General features: G+C 35.3%; 20 protein-coding genes. 7 read left to right on the top strand and 13 right to left on the bottom strand.

From position 1 onward, the window contains the following. Nucleotides 1–46 precede the first annotated feature (46 nt). Complete coding sequence (locus ACJJVN_RS03705; protein ID WP_405377171.1) at nucleotides 47–538, top strand: cell division protein; 492 nt, start codon at nucleotides 47–49, stop codon at nucleotides 536–538. A 70-nt stretch (nucleotides 539–608) separates the two neighbouring features. Here ACJJVN_RS03705 and yajC read toward each other — a convergent pair whose 3' ends face one another. The 4 genes from yajC to ACJJVN_RS03685 form a co-directional block, all read right to left on the bottom strand. Then, nucleotides 609–905 carry a preprotein translocase subunit YajC gene (gene yajC, locus ACJJVN_RS03700; RefSeq protein WP_317044703.1) on the bottom strand — a complete coding sequence of 99 codons (297 nt, stop codon included), beginning with the start codon at nucleotides 903–905 and terminating at the stop codon, nucleotides 609–611. Nucleotides 906–923: 18 nt separating this feature from the next. Next, nucleotides 924–1397 carry a DUF1573 domain-containing protein gene (locus tag ACJJVN_RS03695; protein ID WP_104516178.1) on the bottom strand — a complete coding sequence of 158 codons (474 nt, stop codon included), beginning with the start codon at nucleotides 1395–1397 and terminating at the stop codon, nucleotides 924–926. Nucleotides 1398–1480: 83 nt separating this feature from the next. Continuing rightward, nucleotides 1481–2419 carry a transcription antitermination factor NusB gene (nusB, locus tag ACJJVN_RS03690; protein WP_104516099.1) on the bottom strand — a complete coding sequence of 313 codons (939 nt, stop codon included), beginning with the start codon at nucleotides 2417–2419 and terminating at the stop codon, nucleotides 1481–1483. Nucleotides 2420–2546: 127 nt separating this feature from the next. Then, nucleotides 2547–3653, bottom strand: coding sequence for a Glu/Leu/Phe/Val dehydrogenase (locus tag ACJJVN_RS03685; protein WP_104516098.1), 1107 nt, complete (start codon nucleotides 3651–3653; stop codon nucleotides 2547–2549). Between the two features lie 139 nt (nucleotides 3654–3792). On the opposite strand from ACJJVN_RS03685, the gene ACJJVN_RS03680 reads away from it, so the two are divergent. The 3 genes from ACJJVN_RS03680 (at nucleotide 3793) to ACJJVN_RS03670 (ending at nucleotide 8673) form a co-directional block, all read left to right on the top strand. Further along, entirely contained in the window at nucleotides 3793–5544 is a 1752-nt protein-coding gene (locus tag ACJJVN_RS03680) for an ABC transporter ATP-binding protein (protein WP_104516097.1), read from the top strand. Between the two features lie 123 nt (nucleotides 5545–5667). After that, complete coding sequence (locus ACJJVN_RS03675) at nucleotides 5668–6051, top strand: PUR family DNA/RNA-binding protein (RefSeq protein WP_104516096.1); 384 nt, start codon at nucleotides 5668–5670, stop codon at nucleotides 6049–6051. Between the two features lie 114 nt (nucleotides 6052–6165). Continuing rightward, on the top strand, nucleotides 6166–8673 hold the full coding sequence (locus tag ACJJVN_RS03670; protein WP_405377170.1) for a M14 family metallopeptidase: 2508 nt from the start codon (nucleotides 6166–6168) through the stop codon (nucleotides 8671–8673). A 102-nt stretch (nucleotides 8674–8775) separates the two neighbouring features. On the opposite strand, the gene ACJJVN_RS03665 is transcribed toward ACJJVN_RS03670, so the two are convergent. Both ACJJVN_RS03665 and ACJJVN_RS03660 read right to left on the bottom strand, forming a co-directional pair. Next, on the bottom strand, nucleotides 8776–9108 hold the full coding sequence (locus ACJJVN_RS03665; protein ID WP_405377169.1) for a tRNA-binding protein: 333 nt from the start codon (nucleotides 9106–9108) through the stop codon (nucleotides 8776–8778). Next, entirely contained in the window at nucleotides 9108–9407 is a 300-nt protein-coding gene (locus tag ACJJVN_RS03660; RefSeq protein ID WP_405377168.1) for a phosphoribosylpyrophosphate synthetase, read from the bottom strand. The genes ACJJVN_RS03665 and ACJJVN_RS03660 overlap by 1 nt, the downstream gene beginning before the upstream one ends. A 146-nt stretch (nucleotides 9408–9553) precedes the next feature. Here ACJJVN_RS03660 and ACJJVN_RS03655 point away from each other — a divergent pair, with 146 nt between their 5' ends. The 3 genes from ACJJVN_RS03655 (at nucleotide 9554) to ACJJVN_RS03645 (ending at nucleotide 11601) form a co-directional block, all read left to right on the top strand. After that, on the top strand, nucleotides 9554–10108 hold the full coding sequence (locus ACJJVN_RS03655) for a thioredoxin family protein (RefSeq protein ID WP_405369684.1): 555 nt from the start codon (nucleotides 9554–9556) through the stop codon (nucleotides 10106–10108). Nucleotides 10109–10175: 67 nt separating this feature from the next. Then, nucleotides 10176–11126, top strand: coding sequence for a prolipoprotein diacylglyceryl transferase (lgt, locus tag ACJJVN_RS03650; RefSeq protein WP_405377167.1), 951 nt, complete (start codon nucleotides 10176–10178; stop codon nucleotides 11124–11126). After that, the gene (locus ACJJVN_RS03645) at nucleotides 11119–11601 is read left to right on the top strand and encodes a DUF192 domain-containing protein (protein WP_405377166.1); all 483 of its coding nucleotides are present in this window, start codon (nucleotides 11119–11121) and stop codon (nucleotides 11599–11601) included. Before lgt ends, ACJJVN_RS03645 begins: the two co-directional genes overlap by 8 nt. Before the next feature lie 543 nt (nucleotides 11602–12144). On the opposite strand, the gene ACJJVN_RS03640 is transcribed toward ACJJVN_RS03645, so the two are convergent. The 7 genes from ACJJVN_RS03640 to ACJJVN_RS03610 all read right to left on the bottom strand — a co-directional run bounded on the left by ACJJVN_RS03640 (nucleotide 12145) and on the right by ACJJVN_RS03610 (nucleotide 23104). Further along, a complete protein-coding gene (locus ACJJVN_RS03640) occupies nucleotides 12145–12480 on the bottom strand; it encodes a hypothetical protein (protein ID WP_405377165.1) in 336 nt (111 codons plus the stop codon). Nucleotides 12481–12482: 2 nt separating this feature from the next. After that, a complete protein-coding gene (locus ACJJVN_RS03635; protein ID WP_405377164.1) occupies nucleotides 12483–13586 on the bottom strand; it encodes an RHS repeat domain-containing protein in 1104 nt (367 codons plus the stop codon). A 387-nt stretch (nucleotides 13587–13973) separates the two neighbouring features. Then, entirely contained in the window at nucleotides 13974–16634 is a 2661-nt protein-coding gene (locus ACJJVN_RS03630; protein ID WP_405377163.1) for a gliding motility-associated C-terminal domain-containing protein, read from the bottom strand. Nucleotides 16635–16840: 206 nt separating this feature from the next. Then, entirely contained in the window at nucleotides 16841–19906 is a 3066-nt protein-coding gene (gene secDF / locus ACJJVN_RS03625; RefSeq protein ID WP_405377162.1) for a protein translocase subunit SecDF, read from the bottom strand. 180 nt (nucleotides 19907–20086) lie between these two features. Then, entirely contained in the window at nucleotides 20087–20692 is a 606-nt protein-coding gene (locus ACJJVN_RS03620; RefSeq protein ID WP_405377161.1) for a hypothetical protein, read from the bottom strand. A gap of 250 nt (nucleotides 20693–20942) precedes the next feature. After that, the gene (mdh, locus tag ACJJVN_RS03615) at nucleotides 20943–21863 is read right to left on the bottom strand and encodes a malate dehydrogenase (protein WP_104516177.1); all 921 of its coding nucleotides are present in this window, start codon (nucleotides 21861–21863) and stop codon (nucleotides 20943–20945) included. Nucleotides 21864–22006: 143 nt separating this feature from the next. Beyond that, nucleotides 22007–23104, bottom strand: a complete 1098-nt coding sequence (locus tag ACJJVN_RS03610) for a DUF6588 family protein (RefSeq protein WP_405377160.1) — start codon at nucleotides 23102–23104, stop codon at nucleotides 22007–22009. Nucleotides 23105–23208: the final 104 nt, after the last annotated feature.

Here is a 23208-nt window from a genome sequence, read left to right as displayed (position 1 = left end):
TACAACTTTAGTTCGTGAAAGAAAAAATCATCAATAAACACAAAAAATGCCCAGTTTACATCTTTCTACTACTATAAACGAACCCATAGAACTAGTTTTTGATCTAGCTAGAAGTATAGACTTGCATATATTATCATTAGAACACACAAATGAAAAAGCCATTGCAGGAAGAACGACTGGTCTTGTAGAAAAAGGAGAAACTGTTACCTGGAGAGCAAAGCACTTAGGGTTTACTCAAGAACTGACTAGTTTAATTACAGATGTAGAACCGCACAATTATTTTGCAGACCAGCTGGTAAAAGGAGCTTTCAAGCATTTTAAACATGAACATTTTTTTGAGCAACAAGAGGATGGCTCTACACTCATGAAGGATACATTCAATTACACCTCACCATTAGGTATTCTAGGTAAACTAGCGGATACTCTATTTCTAAAAAACTATATGACGCGTCTTTTAGAACAACGCAATAAAACTTTAAAAGATGTCGCTGAAGATGGAAGATGGAAGGAGTTACCTGGAATGGATAAACACAAATAATTTAATTAAAACGAGACACAAAAAAAACCCTTGATTTCTCAAGGGTTTTATAAATGAACATAAACTGTTCTTAATTTTCTTTAGTAATCACTGTTTCTGATAATTTCTTTGTCAGCTCTACAGATATTGCAGATCTTTCAAAAGTAATTTTACCAGCACCTGTTTCAATCAAAACGGTTCCTTTTTCAGGATTAATTTGATTTACTTTACCGTGTATACCGCTAGTAGTAATTACTTTGGTACCCACTTTAAGTGATTCTGCAAAAGTTTTTTCTTCTTTACGCTTTTGTGCTTGTGGTCGCATGATCAAAAAGTAGAACACTCCGATGATAAGCAGGTAAGGCGCAAAGTTTATAATGGTATTCATGTCCATAATAAAAAATCCTTATGCGTTAGGCGCGCCAGCCTTAGCCTTAGGATTTACAAAACCTTTAATACGGATAGACTCAGTACCAGATTCTGTATTTGCCTTAATAGTAACTGTTTTAGTCTGTGCGTTAGGCTTACCGTTAGTGTTAAATTTCACTAGCATAGTACCTTCAGCACCAGGAGCGATAGGCTCTTTAGACCAAGTAGGAACTGTACAACCACAAGATCCTTTTGCGTTTACAACGATAAGTGGAGCACTTCCTGTGTTCGTAAACTTATATTCATGCTCAACTACTGCACCTTCTTCTACAGTACCAAAATCAAATTCAGTTTCAGCAAAAGTCATTTCTGGATAGTCACCAGCAACTTCTTTACTTGCAGCTGCAGCGGTAAGGTTTGCTTCATCGATTGTTGCAGATTGTGCTTTTTCGTTACAGCTAGTTAAAGCCATTGTAGCTACAGCAGCTACCATCAAAACTAATTTTTTCATCATGTTTTATTTTAATAATTTCTAAAAAATGTAAAGCAAATGTAATTAAAAACATGTTTTAATCCAACGCTATTAACTTAACCTTACATTAAACCTCTCCCCATTTTATGTAGCTGATCATTTTTCTCAAATTCCTTGAGTAAATTATCTAGAATACCGTTGATAAAATTGGCACTTTTAGGAGTACTATAATCTTTAGCTATCTCAAGATATTCATTGATAGTAACCTTAACCGGTATGTCTGAGAAGTATAAAAACTCTGCTTGTGCCATCATAATCAGCACCATATCTATTTGAGCGATACGTTCTTTATCCCAGTTAGGTGTTTTACCTTCTATACGAGCAGATAGTTCATTAATGTTTAACAATGTCTTTCTAAAAAGATTCATAGTAAACTTTGCGTCTTCTTGATCTTTAAATAAAGGTGGTAATACAACTTCCTTTAAAGGTTTAATCTTACGCATGAATTGAATCATGGTAGAATTAACTAGTGGAAAATCATCGGTCCATGTGATGTTAATGTCTTCTAGGTAATCTAGCAACTCATCACTAGGTGCAATAATATCTTCGTAGATGTAGGTTAAGAATTTTAGATCCTTTTTAAGTGAAGGCTCTTCATCCATAGAATAAACGACAAAGGTCTTGCTTTCTTGAATTTTGAAATAAAGATTTTCTACATACTTAGAATCTAGATGCCATGGATCTAGATCACGTTGTTGTAACGCATCTTTAAGCGCCTCGCTCTCTCTTAATTGTAATAAAATTTTATTATCAATAAAGTGTCTTGATGGATTTTCTTCTACATTAGAAGAAAGCAATCTTCTTTGCTTTTTTCCATGTCTTTCTACAGCTTCTTCATGGATTTTAACCAGCAGTTGCGCCATGTATAAAAACAGCGTGTATGATTGCGTCATACTAGTGTTGATAAACTTTTCAAGGTCTTTTAAATCGTCTGTATTTTGACGTTGAAAAGAAAAAACTGCTTGCATTACTTTGATGCGCAATTGTCTTCTGGTAAGCATAAGAACGTTTTATTTATTACTCTAGCGAGCTATTGTTTAAGTTAGCTTTCGCGAAAGCGGAATTATAATAACTATTAACCTCGTTTCTACTTCTAAAAACGAGGCAAAAATACTGTTTTAAAGTGAACTAGTAAACTAGCTGCTCTTGTTTTCTAGCTGCAATACGAGCTTGTGCGATCTCTAAAGCTGCTTTATGAGTACTCACGCCAGTTTCTTTGGCACGATTTAAAATTTCTATAGTAGTCGTATAAATATTTTCAGTTTTTCTCATGATTTCAGAACGGTCATACCCTTCTAACTCTGCATAAACATTTATAATCCCACCTGCATTAATTAAAAAGTCTGGAGCATAAACAATTCCTTTGTTTTGAAGTAGCATACCATGCTTTACCTCATCTGCAAGTTGATTATTTGCGGCACCAGCAATAATAGATGCTTGTAATTTATTGATAGAAGTGTCATTTATAGTCGCACCTAATGCACATGGAGCATAAATATCCATTTGCTCTGCATGTAAATCGTTACCTCCATAAATAGTCACACCATATTTATCTCTTACTTCTTCTAGTCTGTCTTGATTAATATCAGAAACAACTACGTCAGCACCTTCTTGAGTTAGATATTCTACTAGAGTCTCACCTACGTTACCTATTCCTTCTACATAGATTTTTTTATCTTCTAGCACATCGCTGCCGTACTTAAACTGTGCAGCTGCTTTCATACCCATAAAAACACCGTATGCTGTAATAGGAGAAGGATTTCCTGCACCACCTTTTTCTTGAGATATACCAGTTACATAAGGCGTTACCTCACGTACTGTATCCATATCTTCGGTAGCCATACCTACATCTTCGGCAGTGATGTAACGACCGCTTAATGAATGTACAAATTCACCAAATTTGCGCATTAACTCAGGTGTTTTTTGAGTTTTTGCATCACCTATAATAACGGCTTTTCCTCCACCTAGATTTAATCCAGTAATGGCACTTTTAAAGGTCATACCTCTAGAAAGTCTTAAAACGTCATTAAGGGCAGCCCATTCATTTTCATATTGCCACATACGTGTACCGCCTAATGCAGGACCTAATACTGTATTATGAATACCGATAATGGCTTTCAGTCCTGTATCTTTGTCGTTACAAAAAACGATTTGCTCGTGACCGTCAAACGATACCTGACCAAAGACAGGATCTTGACGAACTAATTTTTCTAAAGAATCAAATTCTTGAGGCATAAAAATAAATTTATTGACTTTAAAGATTGTTATTAAAAAGCGTGCAAAAATAACTTGATTTTAGGGATTAGGCAATTTACCATGCTTAATTTACCGACTGTTTAAAAAAAATAATTTCCCTTAGGGAATTTGTAAGTAAATGAAAGAACTTAAAAAACTAAATGTACTGTTTGCAAAGTACAAATGGCAATTTATAGGCGGTGTTATAGTCACCATCATATCTCGTTATCTATCCTTGTATTTACCTAAATACGTAGGTAAAATCATAAACCTACTCAATGATTATGATAAAGGACTGATTACAGATAAGGAAGCGATGAAAGATGATCTCGTTTTATACATCTTGATTATCTTAGGATCTACACTACTTGCCGCTGTGCTTACCTTTGTCATGAGACAATTAATAATAGTTGTTTCTAGACACCTAGAATACGATCTTAAAAACATAGTTTATCAACAATACCAGCGCCTATCCTTAGGTTTTTACAAACAAAATCGCACTGGAGATTTAATGAACCGTATAAGTGAAGACGTCTCTAAAGTACGTATGTACATGGGACCTGCCATCATGTACAGTATAAACATGATTACCTTATTTGCCGTTGTTATACCTGCGATGATAGACACCGCTCCTACTCTAGCTATATATACCATTATACCATTACCAATATTATCAGTGGCTATTTATGTAATAAGTAGAGAAATCAACAAGCGTGCAACACTAGTACAAGAGTACTTATCAAATTTAAATACCATCTCTCAAGAAGCATTTAGTGGTATATCTGTTATTAAGGCTTATAATCTTGCTCCACAAATGAATGAGCAGTTTACACAAGTAGCTAACGACAGTAAAGATAAAAATATAGATCTAGCACGTATCCAGGCCCTATTCTTCCCGCTTATGGTTTTATTAATAGGATTAAGTAATATTATGGTCATATATATAGGTGGGAAACAAGTTATAGATGGAACCATAGATGTAGGTACCATACCAGAATTTTTGATTTATGTAAACATGCTTACCTGGCCAGTTGCCATCGTAGGTTGGGTGACTAACATGATACAGCAGGCTGAGGCTTCTCAAAAAAGAATCAACGAGTTCTTAGACATAGATCCAGCTATTAAAAATCTTAATGAAGCACCTACACCTATTAAAGGTAACATCTCGTTTAAGAATGTAAACTTTACCTATGAAGACACTAACATACATGCTTTAAAGAATGTATCCTTTGAGATAGCATCTGGAAAAACACTAGCTATTTTAGGAAAAACAGGTAGTGGTAAATCTACTATCCTAGAATTAATAGGTAGACTTTATGATATCGATAACGGCTCTCTAACCGTAGACGACATTGAAATCGACCAACTTAACCTAAATGATTTAAGAAACTCCATAGGTTATGTACCTCAAGATGCCTTCTTATTCTCTGATTCTATAGGTAAGAACATAGCATTCGGTAAAAAAGATGCTAGTCAAGAAGAAATAGAAGCCGCTGCAAAAAATGCGGTGGTACACAAAAATATAACCAACTTTACTAAGGGTTATGAAACTGTACTAGGAGAGCGTGGTATCACCTTAAGTGGCGGACAGAAACAACGTGTTTCTATCGCTAGAGCAATTATTAAAAAACCACAAATTTTATTATTTGACGACTGTTTAAGTGCGGTAGATACAGAGACCGAAGAAAAGATTTTAAATAATCTTAAAAAAGTAACTAAGGACACCACTACAGTAATCGTAAGTCATCGTGTGAGTAGTGCAAAAAATGCAGATCAAATAATCGTACTAGAAGATGGTAACATTATAGAGCAAGGTAATCATGAATCTCTTCTAGCAAATCAAGGCTATTATGCAGATCTTTATGCAAATCAAATGCTACAAGAAGATTAATAATTCAAAAATTATCGCACACAATTAACTATATCACAGTTGCTTATGATATTAATTATCGATTATCTTTTCTATTAGACATTTTTTTCTATTTTTGGTAAGATATAACACTACTTAAAGAACATGAGCGATCGAGATTACCAAGAGCAAGAAGAGATATTTTCAAAAGTAGTACGAGCAGGAAGACGTACCTATTTCTTTGATGTAAGAGCCACTAAGGCAGACGATTATTACTTAACTATTACTGAAAGTAAGAAATTCACTAATGACGATGGTAGTTTTCACTTTAAGAAACATAAAATCTATCTTTATAAAGAAGATTTTCAAGAATTTGGAGACACGCTCAAAGAGATCACTGACTTTATTATAGATAAAAAAGGTGGTGAAGTTATATCTGACCGCCATCAATCTGATTATAAAAGAGAAGAAGCGGCACCTATCGCAACAGAGACAGCTACTGTTAACTCTACAGAAAGCTTTACCGACATCAGTTTTGATGACATATAAGTATATCCTTAAAATTATCACAAAGCCTTTCTATATGAGAGGCTTTTTTTATTTTTATATCCCACGTATCCTTTGATGCACCAATTACGATTACCTCACGATTAAAATTATACCATGAAACAAACGATGTTGCTATTGTTGGTTCTCGCTTTCGCGAAAGCGTTACCAGCACAAACTATTGTAGACCCTACACTAGATTATTACTTACCACAAAATGTTTCCTATAATCCTGACATTCCTACACCGCAAGAAATAATAGGTTATGTACCAGGTAAATGGCATGTATCTCATGATAAATTAGCTCAATACATGATGGTACTGGCAGATAAATCTGATCGTTTTACTATTGAAAATCGTGGCAAAACCTATGAAGACCGACCTTTATACTTACTAACAGTAACTAGTGTTGAAAATCAAAAAAACATAGAACAAATAAGAAAAGACCATGTCGCTGCAACAGACAAGGATGCCGTGGACAACACTAACGCACCCATAGTCGTTTATCAAGGTTTTTCCATTCATGGAAACGAACCTAGTGGCTCTAACGCCGCTCTACTTCTAGCCTATCACCTAGCTGCTGCACAAGGTCCAGAAATAGAGGCACTTTTAAAAAACACCGTTATACTTCTAGATCCTAGTTTAAATCCTGATGGATTACAACGATTTGCCACTTGGGTTAATCAAAATAAAAGTGATAACGTAAACCCAGACACCTACGACAGAGAATACAATGAAACCTGGCCTGGTGGACGTACAAATCACTATTGGTTTGATATGAATCGCGACTGGCTACCAGTTCAATTACCAGAATCACAAGCACGCATAGAGACATTCCATAAATGGTTGCCTAATATTCTTACAGATCATCATGAAATGGGAACCAATTCTAGCTTCTTTTTCCAGCCAGGAATACCATCGAGAACACACCCACTAACTCCTGCGATGAATCAAAAACTCACTCGTGAAATAGGGAATTACCTCGCAGAAGGTTTTGACAAAATAGGCTCGCTTTATTACACAGAAGAAGATTATGACGATTTCTACTACGGTAAAGGATCTACATTTCCAGACATTAATGGATCTATAGGAATTCTTTTTGAGCAAGCTAGCTCTAGAGGTCATGCTCAAAATTCTGATAACGGAGTATTGACTTTTCCTTTTACCATAAGAAACCAATTCACAGCAGCTTTGAGCACCTTAAAAGCAGCAACTAATAAACGTAAAGAAATACTCGATTATCAAAATCAGTTTTATAAAGATGCGAGAAAAGAAGTGAGCGGTGGCGCTATCATCTTTGGAGATCATACAGATGCTGGAAGAACAGATGCGCTTGCTGAGATTTTAAAAAGACACAATATTAAAGTAGAGAGATATCTTGGAAATGATAATATAGAAGGGAAGTTTTTCAAAGAAGGATATTCTTATACAGTACCAAAAAATCAAAAAAATTCTAGATTGATCAACGCAATGTTTGAGAAGCGCACCACTTTTCAAGACAGCTTGTTTTATGATATCAGTGCGTGGACGTTCCCGCTGGCTTTTGATATGGATTATGTAGAATACAGTGGTTACCAAAAAATGGTTAGATCTGCTCCTTACAATGGCAAAATTAACATAGTTGGCGAATCGGACTATGCGTATATTATGCCTTGGAATGAGTATGAGACTCCTAAATTCATTTATAATCTAATAGAGCAAGGAGTTAGAGTAAAGGTTGCGATGAAACCATTCCAGTTAGAAGGTAAAGATTATGACTACGGAACTATTCTAATTCCTGTTAAAAATCAAATATTGGACATGCATGAATTGCATTATATGATTTCCAATAACGAAAAGGAATATAAACTAGGTATAACATCTGTAAAAACAGGCCTAACAGAAGGAATCGATTTAGGGTCACGTCAGTTCAGAGATATTAAATTACCTAAAATCGCTGTTCTTGTAGGTGAAGGCATTAACCCATCTGACGCTGGAGAGATCTGGCATTTAATGGACCAGCAATATGATATTCCTATTACAAAAATAGACCTAGCAGATATTAACCGTAAGGATTTAAGTCGTTACAATACCATTATTGTTCCTGCGACTTATGGAAGTCCAGAAAATGAGGTGATCGACCAATTAAAAACATGGACTCGCAATGGTGGTACTTTAATAGGGTATCGCAGCGCATTAAGATGGATGAGCAGTTCTAAATTGCTACCTCTTAAATTCAAAAAAACAGAAAACCCTGCAAAGAACATCACCTTTGAGCAACGACGTGATCACAGCGGCGCGCAACGTATAGGTGGAGCTATTTTTGAAACGAAGTTAGACCGATCGCATCCTATTGCATTTGGCTTTAAAGATGACCAGTTACCTATGTTTAGAAACACGACACTATTTGTAGAACCAAATAAAGACAGTTACCGCAATCCTATCAAGTATACAGACAGCCCTTTAATGAGTGGCTATATTTCTGATATAAATCTAGAGGCTTTAAAGAGCACGGTGCCATTTCAGCATAATAATTATGGCCGTGGTGACGTGATAGGTTTTACAGATAATACTCAGTTTAGAGCATTCTGGTACGGAACTAATAAATTATTAATGAACGCTATTTTCTTTGCTGAGCAAATGTAAATTTTGAATTCTGACTCCATAAAAAATGCTTCTGAATATACTTTCAGAAGCATTTTTTTTATTGAAAATTTCTAGTTTAGGCTTTGCCTACATAAAGAATCTTTATCCTACTCGATCGCCATTCTTTGCATGAGCATTAGGTTGTAACAAGATAACATCTTTATCATCTCCTACTACTCCTAGAACTAGGCATTCACTCATAAAGTTGGCTATTTGCTTTTTAGGAAAATTAACTACCGCTATAACTTGCTTGCCTACCAGGTCTTTTTTATCGTATCGCTTAGTAATTTGCGCACTGGTTTTTTTAACACCTAAATCGCCAAAATCAATTTGCAATTGATAAGCTGGATTACGTGCCTCTGGAAAATCACTTACTGTCATCACCGTACCTACACGCATATCTACTTTTTCAAAATCACCCCAAGATATCTCCATTAATTCATTTTTAATTTTTCTATCATTTCTGGAGAGATATATTCATCTGCTCCATAAGCATTTACCAGTAATCCTTTCTCACCTGTTTTACACTCTAGAACATAAAGAATAGTGTTATCTCCTGCGCTGCTCATTCCTTCAAATCTATAAAACTTTACCACTTCTATCTCTCCTGCTTTCCATTGTTTTTTCAAATCTTTAGAATGCACTCCATCTTCTACTAGATCAAAGTTTACTGTAAAACCTTCTTTTTGCAAGTCTTCTATCGCTTCTGATAGTGTATTGTATCCGTTTTTCATAGTTTTTATTTTCAATTTAAAGAAAACAAATCCTTTAGAAGAAGGTTTAAAATAAGTTTAGCAAAAGAAAAATGATGGTTATTGGTCTCGCTTTCGCGAAAGCGTAACAAAAATCATACTTTTACTACTAATAAATAAAAACTATCATGTCCTTAACCCCATCTACCATGCTACCGTTAGGAACAACGGCACCAGACTTTACTCTACTAGACACCGTAAGTGGTGACATGATCCACTTGCAAGATCAAAAAGGAGCTAGAGGTACGGTGGTTATGTTTATATGCAATCACTGTCCGTTTGTAATTCATGTAAATGAAGAACTGGTGAGAATAGCAAATGATTATAGAGTTACAGGGTTTAACTTTATAGCGATCTCTAGTAACGATGTCGTTAACTATCCACAAGATGGACCAGATCGCATGAACCAACATGCTGATGAGAACGACTACCCTTTTCCCTATTTATATGATGAAACGCAAGAAGTAGCGAGAGCATATAACGCGGCGTGTACACCAGATTTTTATTTATTTGACGATCAATTAAAGTTAGTATATCGCGGCCAGCTAGACGACTCTAGACCTGGAAACGGAATACCGCTTACCGGCAGGTCATTACGTGAATCTATGGACGCACTTTTGGGTAATAAAAAAGTTCCAGAGCCACAAAAACCAAGTATAGGTTGCAATATCAAGTGGAAATAATTGAAAGATGAAGTAGTCGCTATTTTAAACGATAAAGAGTAATTTAGCAACTTAAAAATTACCGTTTATGTTCTCACTTAAAGTGATCTGGAATCCGTTAGAAGGGCTTGATTTAGGCTTTTTTACATTGCATTTTTATAGTCTTTCTTATGTTATCGCATTTGTCTTAGGATGGTACATTATCAAACCTATCTTTAAAAGAGATGGTGTGAGTGTAGAAAAACTAGATCCGCTATTTATGTACACGGTTATAGGCTGTTTACTAGGTGCACGATTAGGTCACTATTTATTTTATGAGCCATCTACCTTTTTCTCAGACCCTTTAAGAGTATTCTTACCATTTGAGACATCTCCATTTAAATGGACCGGTTTCGCAGGTATGGCGAGTCATGGAGCAGCTATAGGTATTATTATCGCTATGTTCTTTTACAGCCGCAAGCATTTAAAGAAAAATATGTTATGGATACTGGACCGTATCGTGGTACCTACCGCTATAGGAGGTACTTTTGTACGTTTAGGTAACCTTATGAATAGCGAGATAAATGGAAAACCTAGCGGCGACTTTTTTGCAGGTTTTAAATTTGTACGCGACACCAGTGATGATAATGTGAGAGCTGCATTACAACAAACTAAAATATTAGATACCGATAAGGCTATCGACGCACTGGTAAACAACCCTCAATATGCAGATGTATTAGAAGCTATACCTTACAAACACCCTGCACAGTTATATGAAGCAATTTGTTATGTAGGCGTTTTTATAATTCTTTACCTAGTCTACTGGAAAACAGATAAGCGCAATAAACTGGGGTATATATTAGGGTTATTCTTTGTTCTTTTATTTACGGTAAGACTACTTATTGAAACGGTAAAAGAACCACAAACAGATACCGATGCATTTGAACTTATAGGCATGCACTTTAATACAGGTCAGCTTTTAAGTGTTCCTTTTATTCTATTGGGTCTATTTCTTATGTTCCGACCTGATGGTATGTTTGAAAAGAAAAGCGATGCGTAAACTATTTTTAGGCACATTAATATTAACCTGTCTCTTGCACGGTTGCAAACCTGACCAAGAAGCAGAAATGAGAGCTCGTGACTGGTCCTTTAAGAACGAGGCACAAGCAGTGCTTATTAATAAAGAAAACGACACTCTACAGCAATTAAAGCTAGAACTAGCCGATACCGATTACACCATACAACTAGGTATGATGTATAGAGAACAGCTTACTGAAGATCAAGGAATGCTTTTTGTTTTTAACGATGCTAGACCTCGATTTTTCTACATGAAAAACACAGACGTACCTCTAGACATTATCTACATAACTGCAGATAATCGCATAGACAGTTACTACACTAACGCGGTACCCAAAGACGAGACCTTATTAAAAAGTAAAGGTGAGGCACAATACGTACTCGAGGTAAAAGCGGGCATGGTAAAGAAATGGAATCTTAAAGAAGGTGATCTTTTCAAATGGCAAGAAATCAATTAAAACTTTTCATTATCATATAAAAAAATGCCTCTCATATTGAGAGGCATTTTTTGTTTGGAATAATGTTCTTAAGAGTTTCGCTTTCGCGAAAGAGGAACACAAATAAAGAATAATTACTATTTACACAAAACCACTTTTCAACAATTGAAATCTATCGTAGGATCGTGTTGTAAGTACATTGTTCTTACATCATATGCACTACAAATGTTATATTTAACAAATGCGTCGCGTTAAAAAGTTGTTTTGACTTATCTTCTATTGTTATTACAAATGTGCATTTCAAATGCCTAGTTAAAACGAACGCGTTACAAACGCGCGCGACGTGGAAAAAGCCGTATCTAGTTTTTCTTTTTAAACACTTTCTCATTAAATAGTTGCGCATTATAAATGCTAGACTTTAACGAACGCGTTGCAAACGCGCGCGACGTGGTATCGTGTTTACTAGCTTCATTAGGTTAGCACTCGTTAAAAACGAGCGCCAGCGAGGAAAGCGAAGTTTTAAAGCATAAAAAAGCCATCTAATTTAGATGGCTTTTTTATACTCTATTTTACCTGTAAATTATCACACTTATTTTTTTGGTACCATTCTAACCAAGCTTTTTTGTCATTGGTAAAGTCCTCTATAGTGGTATACGAGTTGTTATAATTCAACATTTTGTCATTAGATACCTTAACATATTTGGAAATAAAAATTAATGATTTGTCAAATTCCAATCTGTTTCCATTTCCTTTTACATACTTTTCAACTTGTTCTATATTTTTATCAAATTCTTTTTTGAAAGAAAGGTTTTCATTGCATTTGCCCAATTTATTAATCTTTGATGTTGAGCAACCAATAAAAAGTACTATACACAATATTATCCTAAAAATTAATTTCATTCTTAAATTATCTTAGTTTTATTAATATTTATTCCTCCTGCAGGTGTAGTTGTTAAAGTCTGTTGAGTTTTAGTACCATTGCTTTCTAAAAAAATATCCTCATTTCCTCCAACTCCTCTAAAATTACCATTTGCTCTATTTTCGGCTGAAATACCTGTTTTATGTGAACTCATATAATCAGTATATACAGTATTACCACTTGCATCTGTTGTAGTAGCTCCAATATCTCCAGAAGACAACCCTAATTTTGATTTTTCGTGTTGCTCTACAGTTGAATGAATTAACGCTCCAGCACTTGATGCAGCTCCTTTGTCTTTATCAAACTCTGCGACATCTGCAATATCAATTTTTCCTGTAACCCAACTGTCGACTACGGTGTTTACATCATTTTCAACCACTTCTTGGTTAATAACATCTGAACTATTAACAACAGCAGAATAATCTTTGTGAAAAGCTTTTTGCTCTGCTGTCATTTCAAGACCTAAATTGCTTATTCCTGTATCAGTTAAACTTACTTTACCATTACTATCTAAACTCACAGAATAATGTCCGCCTGTAGCTGCTAAAACAGTATTTTTATACTTTTCAATAGCAGCAGCATTTCCAGTTATAATTATATCATTTGGCGCTCTACCATCTGGGTCTGTAAATCGTAAAGGGTTATTAAAGGCGTAGTTGTATGGTGAGTGTCTTCGCATTTGTTCTGCTAATGGATCCACACTCATCCATATACTTAAACTAGGGTCGTAGTAGCGTGCTCCATAATAATACATACCGGTCTCGCTGTCCAGTTCTTTACCGTTAAACTTGAACTCGGTCTGGTAATAAGATATTGAGGTTTGCTCTGCCATAGTTTCTCCAAAGGGTAAGTTAAGGAAAAACTGGTACATATTACCGTTTACGTCTGTTAAGGCATTTGTAGTTCCTAAATGGTCTGGATGGTAAAAGTAGATAGGAACATCTACTGGTGCTCGTTTTTCTATTTCTTTTTCATCTTTTCCTTGATCTAATCGCTCGTATCGTTTCTTTTGTTCTTCAATGGTTGTGCCTTCATATTTTTTATAGACAAAATTATTGAAGCTGGTTTCTTTTAATAAGTTGACCAAATCTGACTTTTGAGCTGTTTGTAAATCTTTAGGATTGAGAGCGGTTGATTCCTACTGGCAATAGTGCTAGTTTGCAACTAGTACCGTACAGAGTGAAGATATAAATATAATCAATCATGAAAATCTCTACATCTTAAAGGCTTCTTATTTATTTTTAAACTATTCTTTTTTACTCATACTCTGTACTCGTTAGAAATGAACACTAGCGGTTTTATAAACTTGCGATAGCAGTTTTATTGATTGATTAACAGACACTTAAAAGTCAAATAAAACAACGTTGATTAACCAATAGAAAATAAAAAATGCCTCTCCATTACAGAGAGGCATTTGTATTTAAGATTATTAGTACTTATTCCGCTTTCGCGAAAGCGATACTAGTATCTATATTTAATAGTTAATGTACATCCAGCTTGCAATATCTTCAGTATCTGGATCATTAAACTTAATTACATAGAAGTAAGTCCCTACTGGAAGTAATCCATCACCAGCGGCTACTCCTGTATTAGGAATACCTGTAAACTCAGCATAGTTATTTGCTCTAGTCTCATAAACGACTGAACCTAATCTATTGAATACTTTCATTTCAAAATTCGAAAACTGATCTACACCAGGAATAGAGAACGTATCGTTAATACCATCATTGTTAGGTGAGAAACCTTCTGGAACTTCTACCTCACAAGTTTCTACTACAAAGTTAAAAGTTGACGTGTTATAACAACCTGTAATATTATTCTCAATTCTTGCATAAATAGTACCTCCAGCAACTACTGTCGATGTAGATATCGAGTTGCTACCAGCGTCTGCATCGCTTTGAGTTGCGTGATAACTAACCGTAAAATCTACTGCCGACTGACCATTTAAGATTGCACTGTCATTTACTGTAAAATCAAATGATGTTGCTCCATCGATAGGCGACTCATCACATTCTGTAACGTCTAAACCAGTCCCTATGGTAGGTACTGCATTTACTACTAATTCAAATGTACCAGTTGTAAAACAGTTTGCATCTTGAAGGTTTGAAACTCTTGCGTAAATCGTTTCTCCCATAGAATCAAAAGCTCCAGGCGTTAAGATCTCATTCAAGTTTGCATTTGCATCTGCTTGAGATAAGAAATAAGTTACACCATATTCTGTACTAGATTGAGTTCCTAAAATCCCATTATCTTGAGAAGTTAAGTCAAAAACTTCTACCCCATCTGCATTAGTTGGGTCATCACATAATTCTAAATCTGGTACAGCTGTATAAGCTGCTGTAGAGAAATCAATATCTAACTCTACAACTTCAAAACAACCTGTTGCAACTTCTTCTACTCTAACAAACACAGTTTCACTAGTGCTAACATCATAAGCTGTTATACTAGTTAATGGGTTTGATGCAGCATCTGCATCTGCCTGATTACCAAATGGAGTAACACTAAACGCAACTGAATCTAGTCCATTAAGAATTTGAGTATCACGCGCTGTTAAATCTACTTGAGCCGCCGAACCTGTTTGAGCACATACTATAATGTCATTAGGCTCAACAACTGTAATTTCTGAAGCTACATCTATACAAATGGTTTCTGTATATGTACAGCCAAAACTATCTGTAAATATGTAGTCATAACAATGTTGCCCAGCAGTAGTAGGTGTCACGGTAATAACATTTCCATTTGTTGCGGTAATATCTGCATTTGCAGCCCATTCTTGAGAAACTTCACCAGGAGTATACCTTTCTGCGTCAGGAACAATTAATGGGTTAAAATTGATACCCCATTCAAAAATATAACCGTTATCACTACCTAAGTTATCTACAATTCTAAGGCACCATAATCCATTAAGAGATGTTCCTGCAAATGTAGAGAAAGGATCTTCTGCAAGGTAATCTCCTGCAGGAAGTGTAGACACTGCTCCAGAAGCTTGTAAAAGAGTCTGTGTAGCACTAGGTGCTTCCGTAAAATTATAAACAAATCCTACTCCAGGAGTTAAATCTGAATCAACATCAATAGGTACACCTAAAAATGTATTTCCACCACCACCGGTTTTTACATCAATTACTGCACCGTTAGGAGCAGTTAAGGTAATATCTAAATCTCCTAAATAACTATGTTCCATATTAATGAAGAAGCCTAGTAAGTCTGCTGCACTACTAAGCGTTGCTCCAGGAGCAAAACCACTTACATCAATACAAGTTTCATAAAATGTTGTACCACTATCATCTGGTAAAAATGTTACACCTGAAACTGGAGGTGCAACTTGTGATGCAAATTCAGTTGCTACAACCATTCCAGTAATGTTCGTAGATTCTCCAAAACAGATAGAAGTATCTGCAGCTACAGTACCAGTAAAGTCTGGTGTAGTAGATACTTGTATCACAACATCTTCTAAAGATCTATCTCTACAACCGTCTGGTGCGGTAGCGACGAAGTCTATTCTATAAACACCTGGATCATTAAAAGTCTGTTGTAAAGTAGTTCCCGAAGCCTCTGTACCGTCAGGTAATATAAATTTATAGGTTGCTCCAGCAGAATCATTTGAAAATGTAGCTGAACCAGTAAAGTCTACAACTTCACCTTGACATAATCTAAGGATACCGTCTGCATCAATTGCAGGTACGGTTACTATATCTGTAGTAATAGTTTGACATGTGTCAAAACATTCTACAGCAGCTTGCCAGCCAGTTGAAGTTCCTGCACCATTAGAAATAAAAGTAAAAGTTAAACACCCTGAGGTATTTGTAGCACTTGCTAGAAGAGTTCCTGGAGATGTTGTCCCCTGAAAAACACCTAAAAAAGGAGCTGTATTACTATCTCCATCATAAGCAAGAAGAATATCACCGAACTGTGTGTCAAATGAATTAAAAGTTACTCGCATAGCATCTGTTTCAAATGGAGAACAGAAAGTAATAGTAAAACTTTCACTAACAGCATAATCACCAGTAATACCACCTGAATCTGTAAAGCTACCTGAACAAGTAACAAACTCACCGTCGGTCATAGGAAAGTCTTGTGCGGTTGAGAAGGCTGTAAAAAATAGTATGCCTATACAACTAAGAATAAAGTTTTTCATAAATATAGTATTGCGTTTTGGATATGGTTATAACTAACTGCAAAATAATCAAATTCATTAACCCATTATTAAGAAATTATAATTTCTATGAACTGTTTATCAAACAAATTTACACAATTAGATAAAACACGTATTTATTCGGTATAACGCATAAAAAAACCGCTTGATGTGATCAAGCGGTTTAAATAAATTATTAAAAAGATAGATTATAGCTCTTCTTTTTCAGGTTTTGGCTCTTTAGGAGTCAATTTTCCATTTGTTTTAGTCATGGTATCAAACATCACTGGTGTTGCAATGAACACAGATGAATATGTACCTACTATTACACCGATAATTAACGCTAGCATAAATCCTTGTATAGACTCACCACCGAATATGAAGATAGCAAGCAATACAATTAATGTAGTTAAAGATGTATTTAATGTACGTGATATAGTACTACTTATTGCAGAGTTAACCGTTCTAGGGAATTCCCAATTAGTACGCTCGTTGATGAATTCACGTATTCTATCAAATACAACCACTGTATCATTCAGTGAATAACCAATAACGGTTAAGATCGCTGCAATAAACGCCTGATCTATTTCCATGTTAAATGGCAACACTTTGTATAATACAGAGAACGCACCTAATACAATAATAACATCATGGAATACAGCTGCTACTGCACCTAATGAGAATTGCCACTTACGGAAACGTATTAAGATATAAATAAACACCACGATAAGAGATCCTAAAATCGCATAAAGTGAACCTGTTAGAATATCATCTGCAATAGATGCACCTACCTGGAAAGAAGATCTAATACCGTGCTTCTTGTTTTCGTTACTCACATCAGCAAACTGAGCTTGTGACATGTCGCTAGGTAAATAAGGTTTAAGAACTTGATATAATTTATCTTCTATTTCCTGACTTACTTCACTATCATCTCTATCAATACCATACTTCGTACTAATTTTTAATTGATTTCCAGAACCATAAGTTTTTGCCTCAGCACTACCGAAGATATCTTCGGCACTTAGTTGCTTTGTGATTTCTGTTGCATTAACATCTTGAGCAAAACCTACAATTACAGTACGTCCACCAGTAAAGTCAATACCCATGTTCAACTTGTTAGTTGCTAGAGAGACTAAACTTCCTACAACTAAAACACCAGAAATAATGTAAGCCATCTTTCTCTTTTTCAAGAAATCGATATTTACATTTCTAAACCAGTTCTTTGTAATCGCTGTAGAGAAACCTATAGTTTTTCCATTACTTACATAACCATCAACAAATAATCTTGTAATAAAGATTGCTGTAAATAATGAAGTAAGAATACCGATCATCAATGTAGTTGCAAAACCTTGAATAGGTCCTGTTCCAAATATGTAAAGAATTACAGCCGTTAAGAATGTAGTTACGTTTGCATCTAGAATAGAACTTAATGCGTTGTTGAAACCATCTTTAATACTGTCTGCTTGTGATTTACCTTTTGCAAGTTCTTCACGTATTCTTTCAAAAATAAGTACGTTAGCATCTACAGATATACCTATAGTTAATACAATACCTGCAATACCAGGTAAAGTAAGAACTGCTTTAAGAGATGCAAGAGCACCAAATATGAATAGTATGTTTACTAAAAGAGCAATATCTGCATATAAACCTGCACGACCATAATAGAAGAACATCCATACTAATACTAATAAAAGAGCGATTCCAAATGACCATAATCCACTGTCAATAGCTTCTTGACCTAATGATGGTCCGATCACGTCACTTTGAATAATTTCTGCTTTTGCAGGTAATTTACCAGCTCTAAGAACTGTTGCAAGATCTTTTGCTTCATCTATTGAGAAGTTACCAGAAATTTGAGTCTGTCCACCAGAAATAGCACCGTTAGTTACATTAGGCGCACTGTACACTGTATTATCTAAAACTACAGATACTTGAGATTGGTTTTGATAAGCTTCAGCAGTCATATCTTCCCAGATCTTAGCACCTTCACCATTCATAGACATACTCACTACTGGTAGTCCAGAGTTACCATACTGCTGGCTTGCATCTGTAATAACACCACCAGTAAGTGGCGCTTCATTTTGAGAGTTACCTTTTAATGCATATAAATCTATAATTTCATAACCTAACGCTTCATTAAGAACAGGAAGTCCCCATGCAAATTTCACATTGCGTTGTTCTGAAGTTAATTTACCTCTAGCTTGTGGGTCATTGATATAACTATCTATTAAGTCTTTATCTTCTGCTTTAAAAGCTGCAAGTGCTCCATTTGGAGATTGAAACATTCTACTGAAGATAGGACTCTTATCAAAGTCTGCACTTGACTGCTCGACGTCTTCTGGCTTGTCCGTATTATTTTGATTTAATAACGTAGAAAGACCAGCCTCAGTAGAATCTATAGCTACTTCAGTTTGTGCTGCAATACCGTCTGTTGCAACAGCTTCTTTTTGAGATGCCGCGCTAGCTGCAAGCTTTGCTGCCCAGTAGGTATTTGCTTCGTTTAAATAAGAAGCAATTGCATTAGGTTGGTACACATGCCAAAACTCTAATTGTGCCGCCTTAGTAAGGATATCCTTAATACGCTTTACATCAGTCTCACCAGGCAATTCAATAAGAATACGACCAGAAGTACCTAATTGCTGTAAGTTAGGTTGTGTAGTACCGAATTTATCGATACGCTTTCTAAGTACATCAAATGCACTAGTCATGTAGTCCTTAAGCTCTTCTCTAAGAATAGGCTCTACATCAGAATTACTCATGTCAAATTCGATTCCACGAGTTTGCATTTCCTGATTTGCAAAAATATCTGGAGACGCAAGTTGTGCTCCATCTATGTTATTAAATTCTTCAATGAAATAGTTAAAGTAGTCATCCTGACCATCTTTAATTCTTTCATCTGCTGCATCTAGTGCTCTATTGAAATTAGGATCAGTAGAATCGTCTGCCATTCCTGTTAATAGATCACGTACAGATACTTGAAGAATTACGTTAATACCACCTTTAAGGTCAAGTCCTTTCTTAAGTTCTTGATTCTTTGCGTCAGCATAAGTTGTAAATCCACCCCATACATCTTGTGATGCTACAGAGTCTAAATAATGTTTTTGAGCCTCGCTCTTTAATGAAGATGCGTTTACAGCACTTTCATCTACTTTAGAACTAGAATAAACATCAGCATCACCTTCTACTTTATTAGTAATAAACGTGTAGGTAAGCTGGTAAATACTAGCTATTGCAAAAATGATCGCGAAAAAGCGGATCAATCCTTTATTTTGCATGTTGTTATATTTTTAGGTTAAATTTAAAAGTCGGCAAATATGAGATTTACCTTTTATATGGACAATTCATTTGTCCTTTAAAAACGAAATATTTATCATCAAAAGAATGATAACCTTTCTTAGACACCCATTAATACATGAATATCTATTTATGTAGAATAAACTGGTTAACAACCAGACCTAAGAAATAGGGCCTGCTCTTACTTCTGGAATTTTATAAGTAGAATCATTAAAAGCAAATAAGACGTCGCCTCTAACTTTTACCGCTATCGCAGTTAATTGATTGCGACTATCAATAGTAACAACAGGACTTACAAAGCCTAAAACTTGCGAGCCTCTATTATAATCTTGTTTTAATTCAAAGTAACACTTACCCTCATTATCAAATCCTGAAACGACATTTTCTTGAATCTCATAAACATCTATTTGATAATCTCGTATATTCTCTTTTACAGGCTTGTCTCCTAAATGATATAATGCCGTTGCTACATCTGTTGAATCACCTAGATCTTTAAATAATTGTTCTTTTACATTTTGAATAGTTAGATGACTATAATAAGACACCTTTAAAGAACCATTTTCCAGACTAGTAATGGTAACGTTTCTAGCACCCAAGCTCAATAATTGAGACTTTACGGTTTCTATTGCTAGATCTTTAGAAGAAGTGTTTTCACCTTGTATAAATGTAAGTAGAACCTCTTGATTAGGTACATCTACACTTTGTTGTTCTACAACAAAATAAGAGATTATAGCGATCAGTGCGCCTATGTACCATTTTACATTCACGTGCCAAATATAAAGAATTACATCTGCTTTTACACTAACCCTATTTATTTAAAGTCTAGCAGTCATAATAACTACATAATTTATTGATTTTCAATTATTTATTTATCAATTAAAATATGATTACAAGTTCCGCTTTCGCGAAAGCGGAATACAGAAAAACAATTAAAACACACATAAGCTACTTAGAAAACATAAGGCATAAAAAAACCGCTCACATGGAGCGGTTTATATAATAAAATGTATCTAATCTCTAGATAAGTGCGTTAGTAGCTTTTACACCTTCTGCACTTGCTTGCATAGCAGCTTTTTCAGCATCACTTAAGTTTATCTCTACGATCTTCTCGATACCATTTCTACCTAATACAACTGGCACACCTATACAAAGGTCAGAAAGTCCATACTCACCATCTAGTAAAGTACTACATGGGAATATTTTCTTCTGGTCACAAGCGATAGCCTGTACTAGTCCAGAAACAGCAGCACCTGGTGCATACCATGCACTTGTACCTAAAAGACCTGTAAGAGTTGCTCCACCTACTTTAGTAGCTTGAAGTACCTCATCTAATCTTTCTTCAGACAAGAATTCACTTGCTGGCACAGAATTACGAGTTGCAAGACGTGTTAATGGCACCATTCCTTTATCAGAGTGACCACCTATAACCATACCATCTACATCAGATATCGGCGCTTCAAGAGCTTCGGCAAGACGGTATTTGAAACGTGCACTATCTAAAGCACCACCCATACCTATAATTCGGTTTTTAGGTAATCCTGTTACTTTGTGCGCTAGGTAAGTCATGGTATCCATTGGGTTAGAAACCACAATTAAGATAACGTCTGGAGAATGCTTTACTAGACTTTCTGAAACAGACTTTACAATACCTGCATTAATACCTATTAATTCTTCACGAGTCATTCCTGGCTTACGTGGAATTCCTGAAGTGATAACAGCGATATCGCTACCAGCAGTTTTTGAGTAATCATTTGTCGCTCCAGTAATTTTAGTATCAAAACCATTTAATGATGCTGTTTGCATCAAGTCCATTGCTTTACCTTCGGCAAAACCTTCTTTGATATCTACTAATACTACTTCACTTGCAAAATTTTTGATTGCAATATACTCTGCACAACTAGCGCCTACTGCACCTGCTCCTACTACGGTAACTTTCATGTTATAATGATTTAATTTATAGTATAATTTAAGGCCTAAAATGGCTCTAAGCAAAAATAAACAAAACACCCATAATTAAAGACAAAGTAGCCTTAAAACTATGGACGTTAAGATCCCAAAAAGGATAATTAATGTATAAACTCTTAAATTCTGAAAAATATAGACGCACTTGCTGTGTCATATTCTCCAAAACTATAATCTGCATTGATATTAAATGCTCCCAAAGTTAATTTTGCACCTAAGGTTCCTAAAACACCACTTACATCACTTTTTAATGACAAAGGATCTTCAACGGTACTAGAAACTGGAAAAATAACCGTGTTAGATCTAAAGGTATATGTACCTTTTAAATCTGTTGTAGAATTTCCTGAAACGTAATTAAGACCTCCATAAAAATTAAGAACTTTAAAGTTTGTACTTGCTATTGCCGCAAAATTATAAGCGTTTGTTTTAGTTTCTAATAACTGGTCACTACCTTCTACTACAGCTCCATCTTCAAAATCATAAGAAGCATCCAACCTTGTAAACGCGCCTAAAACAGAAACAGAAACTGGCAAATTATTCACTCCATCTTCATTAGTAAAAAACTGTGTCAGTTCCCACTGTAAACCTACACCGTAAAGACCTGTTTCTACCTCATCTGTTTCTATTTTTGGTATAAAACGGGCTTTAACCTCTAGACCAGCACCTAGACCTACTCCTACTTGAAAAAATGCCGATGGCACCACATCAAGACCTGTACTACCTATTCCCTGAGCTAGCGTTATAATATCTTCTTGTAGTAATAAATTTGTATTTGATTCTCTACTCCTTATTATTAAGGACTCATCTGGATTATTTTCACCGAGAGCACTGGCTACTAACCTAGGTGTCGTACTACCATCACCAAAAGTTACCGAGATATTTGCTGAAGGATTACCTGTATTATTATAACTATCCTGTATGATACGTTCATACTCTAATGGATCTAGAACAAATGACTTCTTTTCATCTGGCGCAAAAGTACCTTGAGCTTTAATTTGTAATTTAAACTTACCTGGTTGTAACACCTTACCACTTTCATACCATCCAGAGGCTAGATTATAGGTAAAAGCTTCAGCTGCTGGAGCAGTGTAAGAATTTGCATATTTATCTGCCGCCTCTACACCTGCCGCAAGAATATCAGAAAAGCCATTTTGCGCCTGTGATAAGCATCCAAAACAGCACAGCACGATAATTACTATATTTTTATTCAGTTTCATATTCTTAAATTTAAACTATAATTGATTAAACATAAATAAATCACCTTTTAAAAAAGTCGACCGTAAAAGTACCCTTTAAAAACAGAACATAAAAAAAGCCCTCT

This window comes from Nonlabens sp. Asnod3-A02 (genome assembly GCF_045063755.1).
In the GTDB taxonomy this organism is placed as follows: Bacteria; Bacteroidota; Bacteroidia; order Flavobacteriales; family Flavobacteriaceae; genus Nonlabens; species Nonlabens xylanidelens.
This window is presented reverse-complemented; position numbering and strand designations above follow the sequence as displayed.

What these genes read in the sequence shown, in the direction of transcription:
- ACJJVN_RS03630 (WP_405377163.1), bottom strand. Translation starts at nt 16,634, where the DNA reads ATGAAAAACTTTATTCTTAGTTGTATAGGCATACTATTTTTTACAGCC.
- ACJJVN_RS03660 (WP_405377168.1), bottom strand. Translation starts at nt 9,407, where the DNA reads ATGAAAAACGGATACAATACACTATCAGAAGCGATAGAAGACTTGCAA.
- nusB (WP_104516099.1), bottom strand. Translation starts at nt 2,419, where the DNA reads ATGCTTACCAGAAGACAATTGCGCATCAAAGTAATGCAAGCAGTTTTT.
- ACJJVN_RS03665 (WP_405377169.1), bottom strand. Translation starts at nt 9,108, where the DNA reads ATGGAGATATCTTGGGGTGATTTTGAAAAAGTAGATATGCGTGTAGGT.
- ACJJVN_RS03610 (WP_405377160.1), bottom strand. Translation starts at nt 23,104, where the DNA reads ATGAAACTGAATAAAAATATAGTAATTATCGTGCTGTGCTGTTTTGGA.
- secDF (WP_405377162.1), bottom strand. Translation starts at nt 19,906, where the DNA reads ATGCAAAATAAAGGATTGATCCGCTTTTTCGCGATCATTTTTGCAATA.
- ACJJVN_RS03685 (WP_104516098.1), bottom strand. Translation starts at nt 3,653, where the DNA reads ATGCCTCAAGAATTTGATTCTTTAGAAAAATTAGTTCGTCAAGATCCT.
- ACJJVN_RS03645 (WP_405377166.1), top strand. Translation starts at nt 11,119, where the DNA reads ATGCGTAAACTATTTTTAGGCACATTAATATTAACCTGTCTCTTGCAC.
- ACJJVN_RS03640 (WP_405377165.1), bottom strand. Translation starts at nt 12,480, where the DNA reads ATGAAATTAATTTTTAGGATAATATTGTGTATAGTACTTTTTATTGGT.
- ACJJVN_RS03695 (WP_104516178.1), bottom strand. Translation starts at nt 1,397, where the DNA reads ATGAAAAAATTAGTTTTGATGGTAGCTGCTGTAGCTACAATGGCTTTA.
- ACJJVN_RS03705 (WP_405377171.1), top strand. Translation starts at nt 47, where the DNA reads ATGCCCAGTTTACATCTTTCTACTACTATAAACGAACCCATAGAACTA.
- yajC (WP_317044703.1), bottom strand. Translation starts at nt 905, where the DNA reads ATGAATACCATTATAAACTTTGCGCCTTACCTGCTTATCATCGGAGTG.
- ACJJVN_RS03680 (WP_104516097.1), top strand. Translation starts at nt 3,793, where the DNA reads ATGAAAGAACTTAAAAAACTAAATGTACTGTTTGCAAAGTACAAATGG.
- ACJJVN_RS03670 (WP_405377170.1), top strand. Translation starts at nt 6,166, where the DNA reads ATGAAACAAACGATGTTGCTATTGTTGGTTCTCGCTTTCGCGAAAGCG.
- ACJJVN_RS03655 (WP_405369684.1), top strand. Translation starts at nt 9,554, where the DNA reads ATGTCCTTAACCCCATCTACCATGCTACCGTTAGGAACAACGGCACCA.
- lgt (WP_405377167.1), top strand. Translation starts at nt 10,176, where the DNA reads ATGTTCTCACTTAAAGTGATCTGGAATCCGTTAGAAGGGCTTGATTTA.
- mdh (WP_104516177.1), bottom strand. Translation starts at nt 21,863, where the DNA reads ATGAAAGTTACCGTAGTAGGAGCAGGTGCAGTAGGCGCTAGTTGTGCA.
- ACJJVN_RS03675 (WP_104516096.1), top strand. Translation starts at nt 5,668, where the DNA reads ATGAGCGATCGAGATTACCAAGAGCAAGAAGAGATATTTTCAAAAGTA.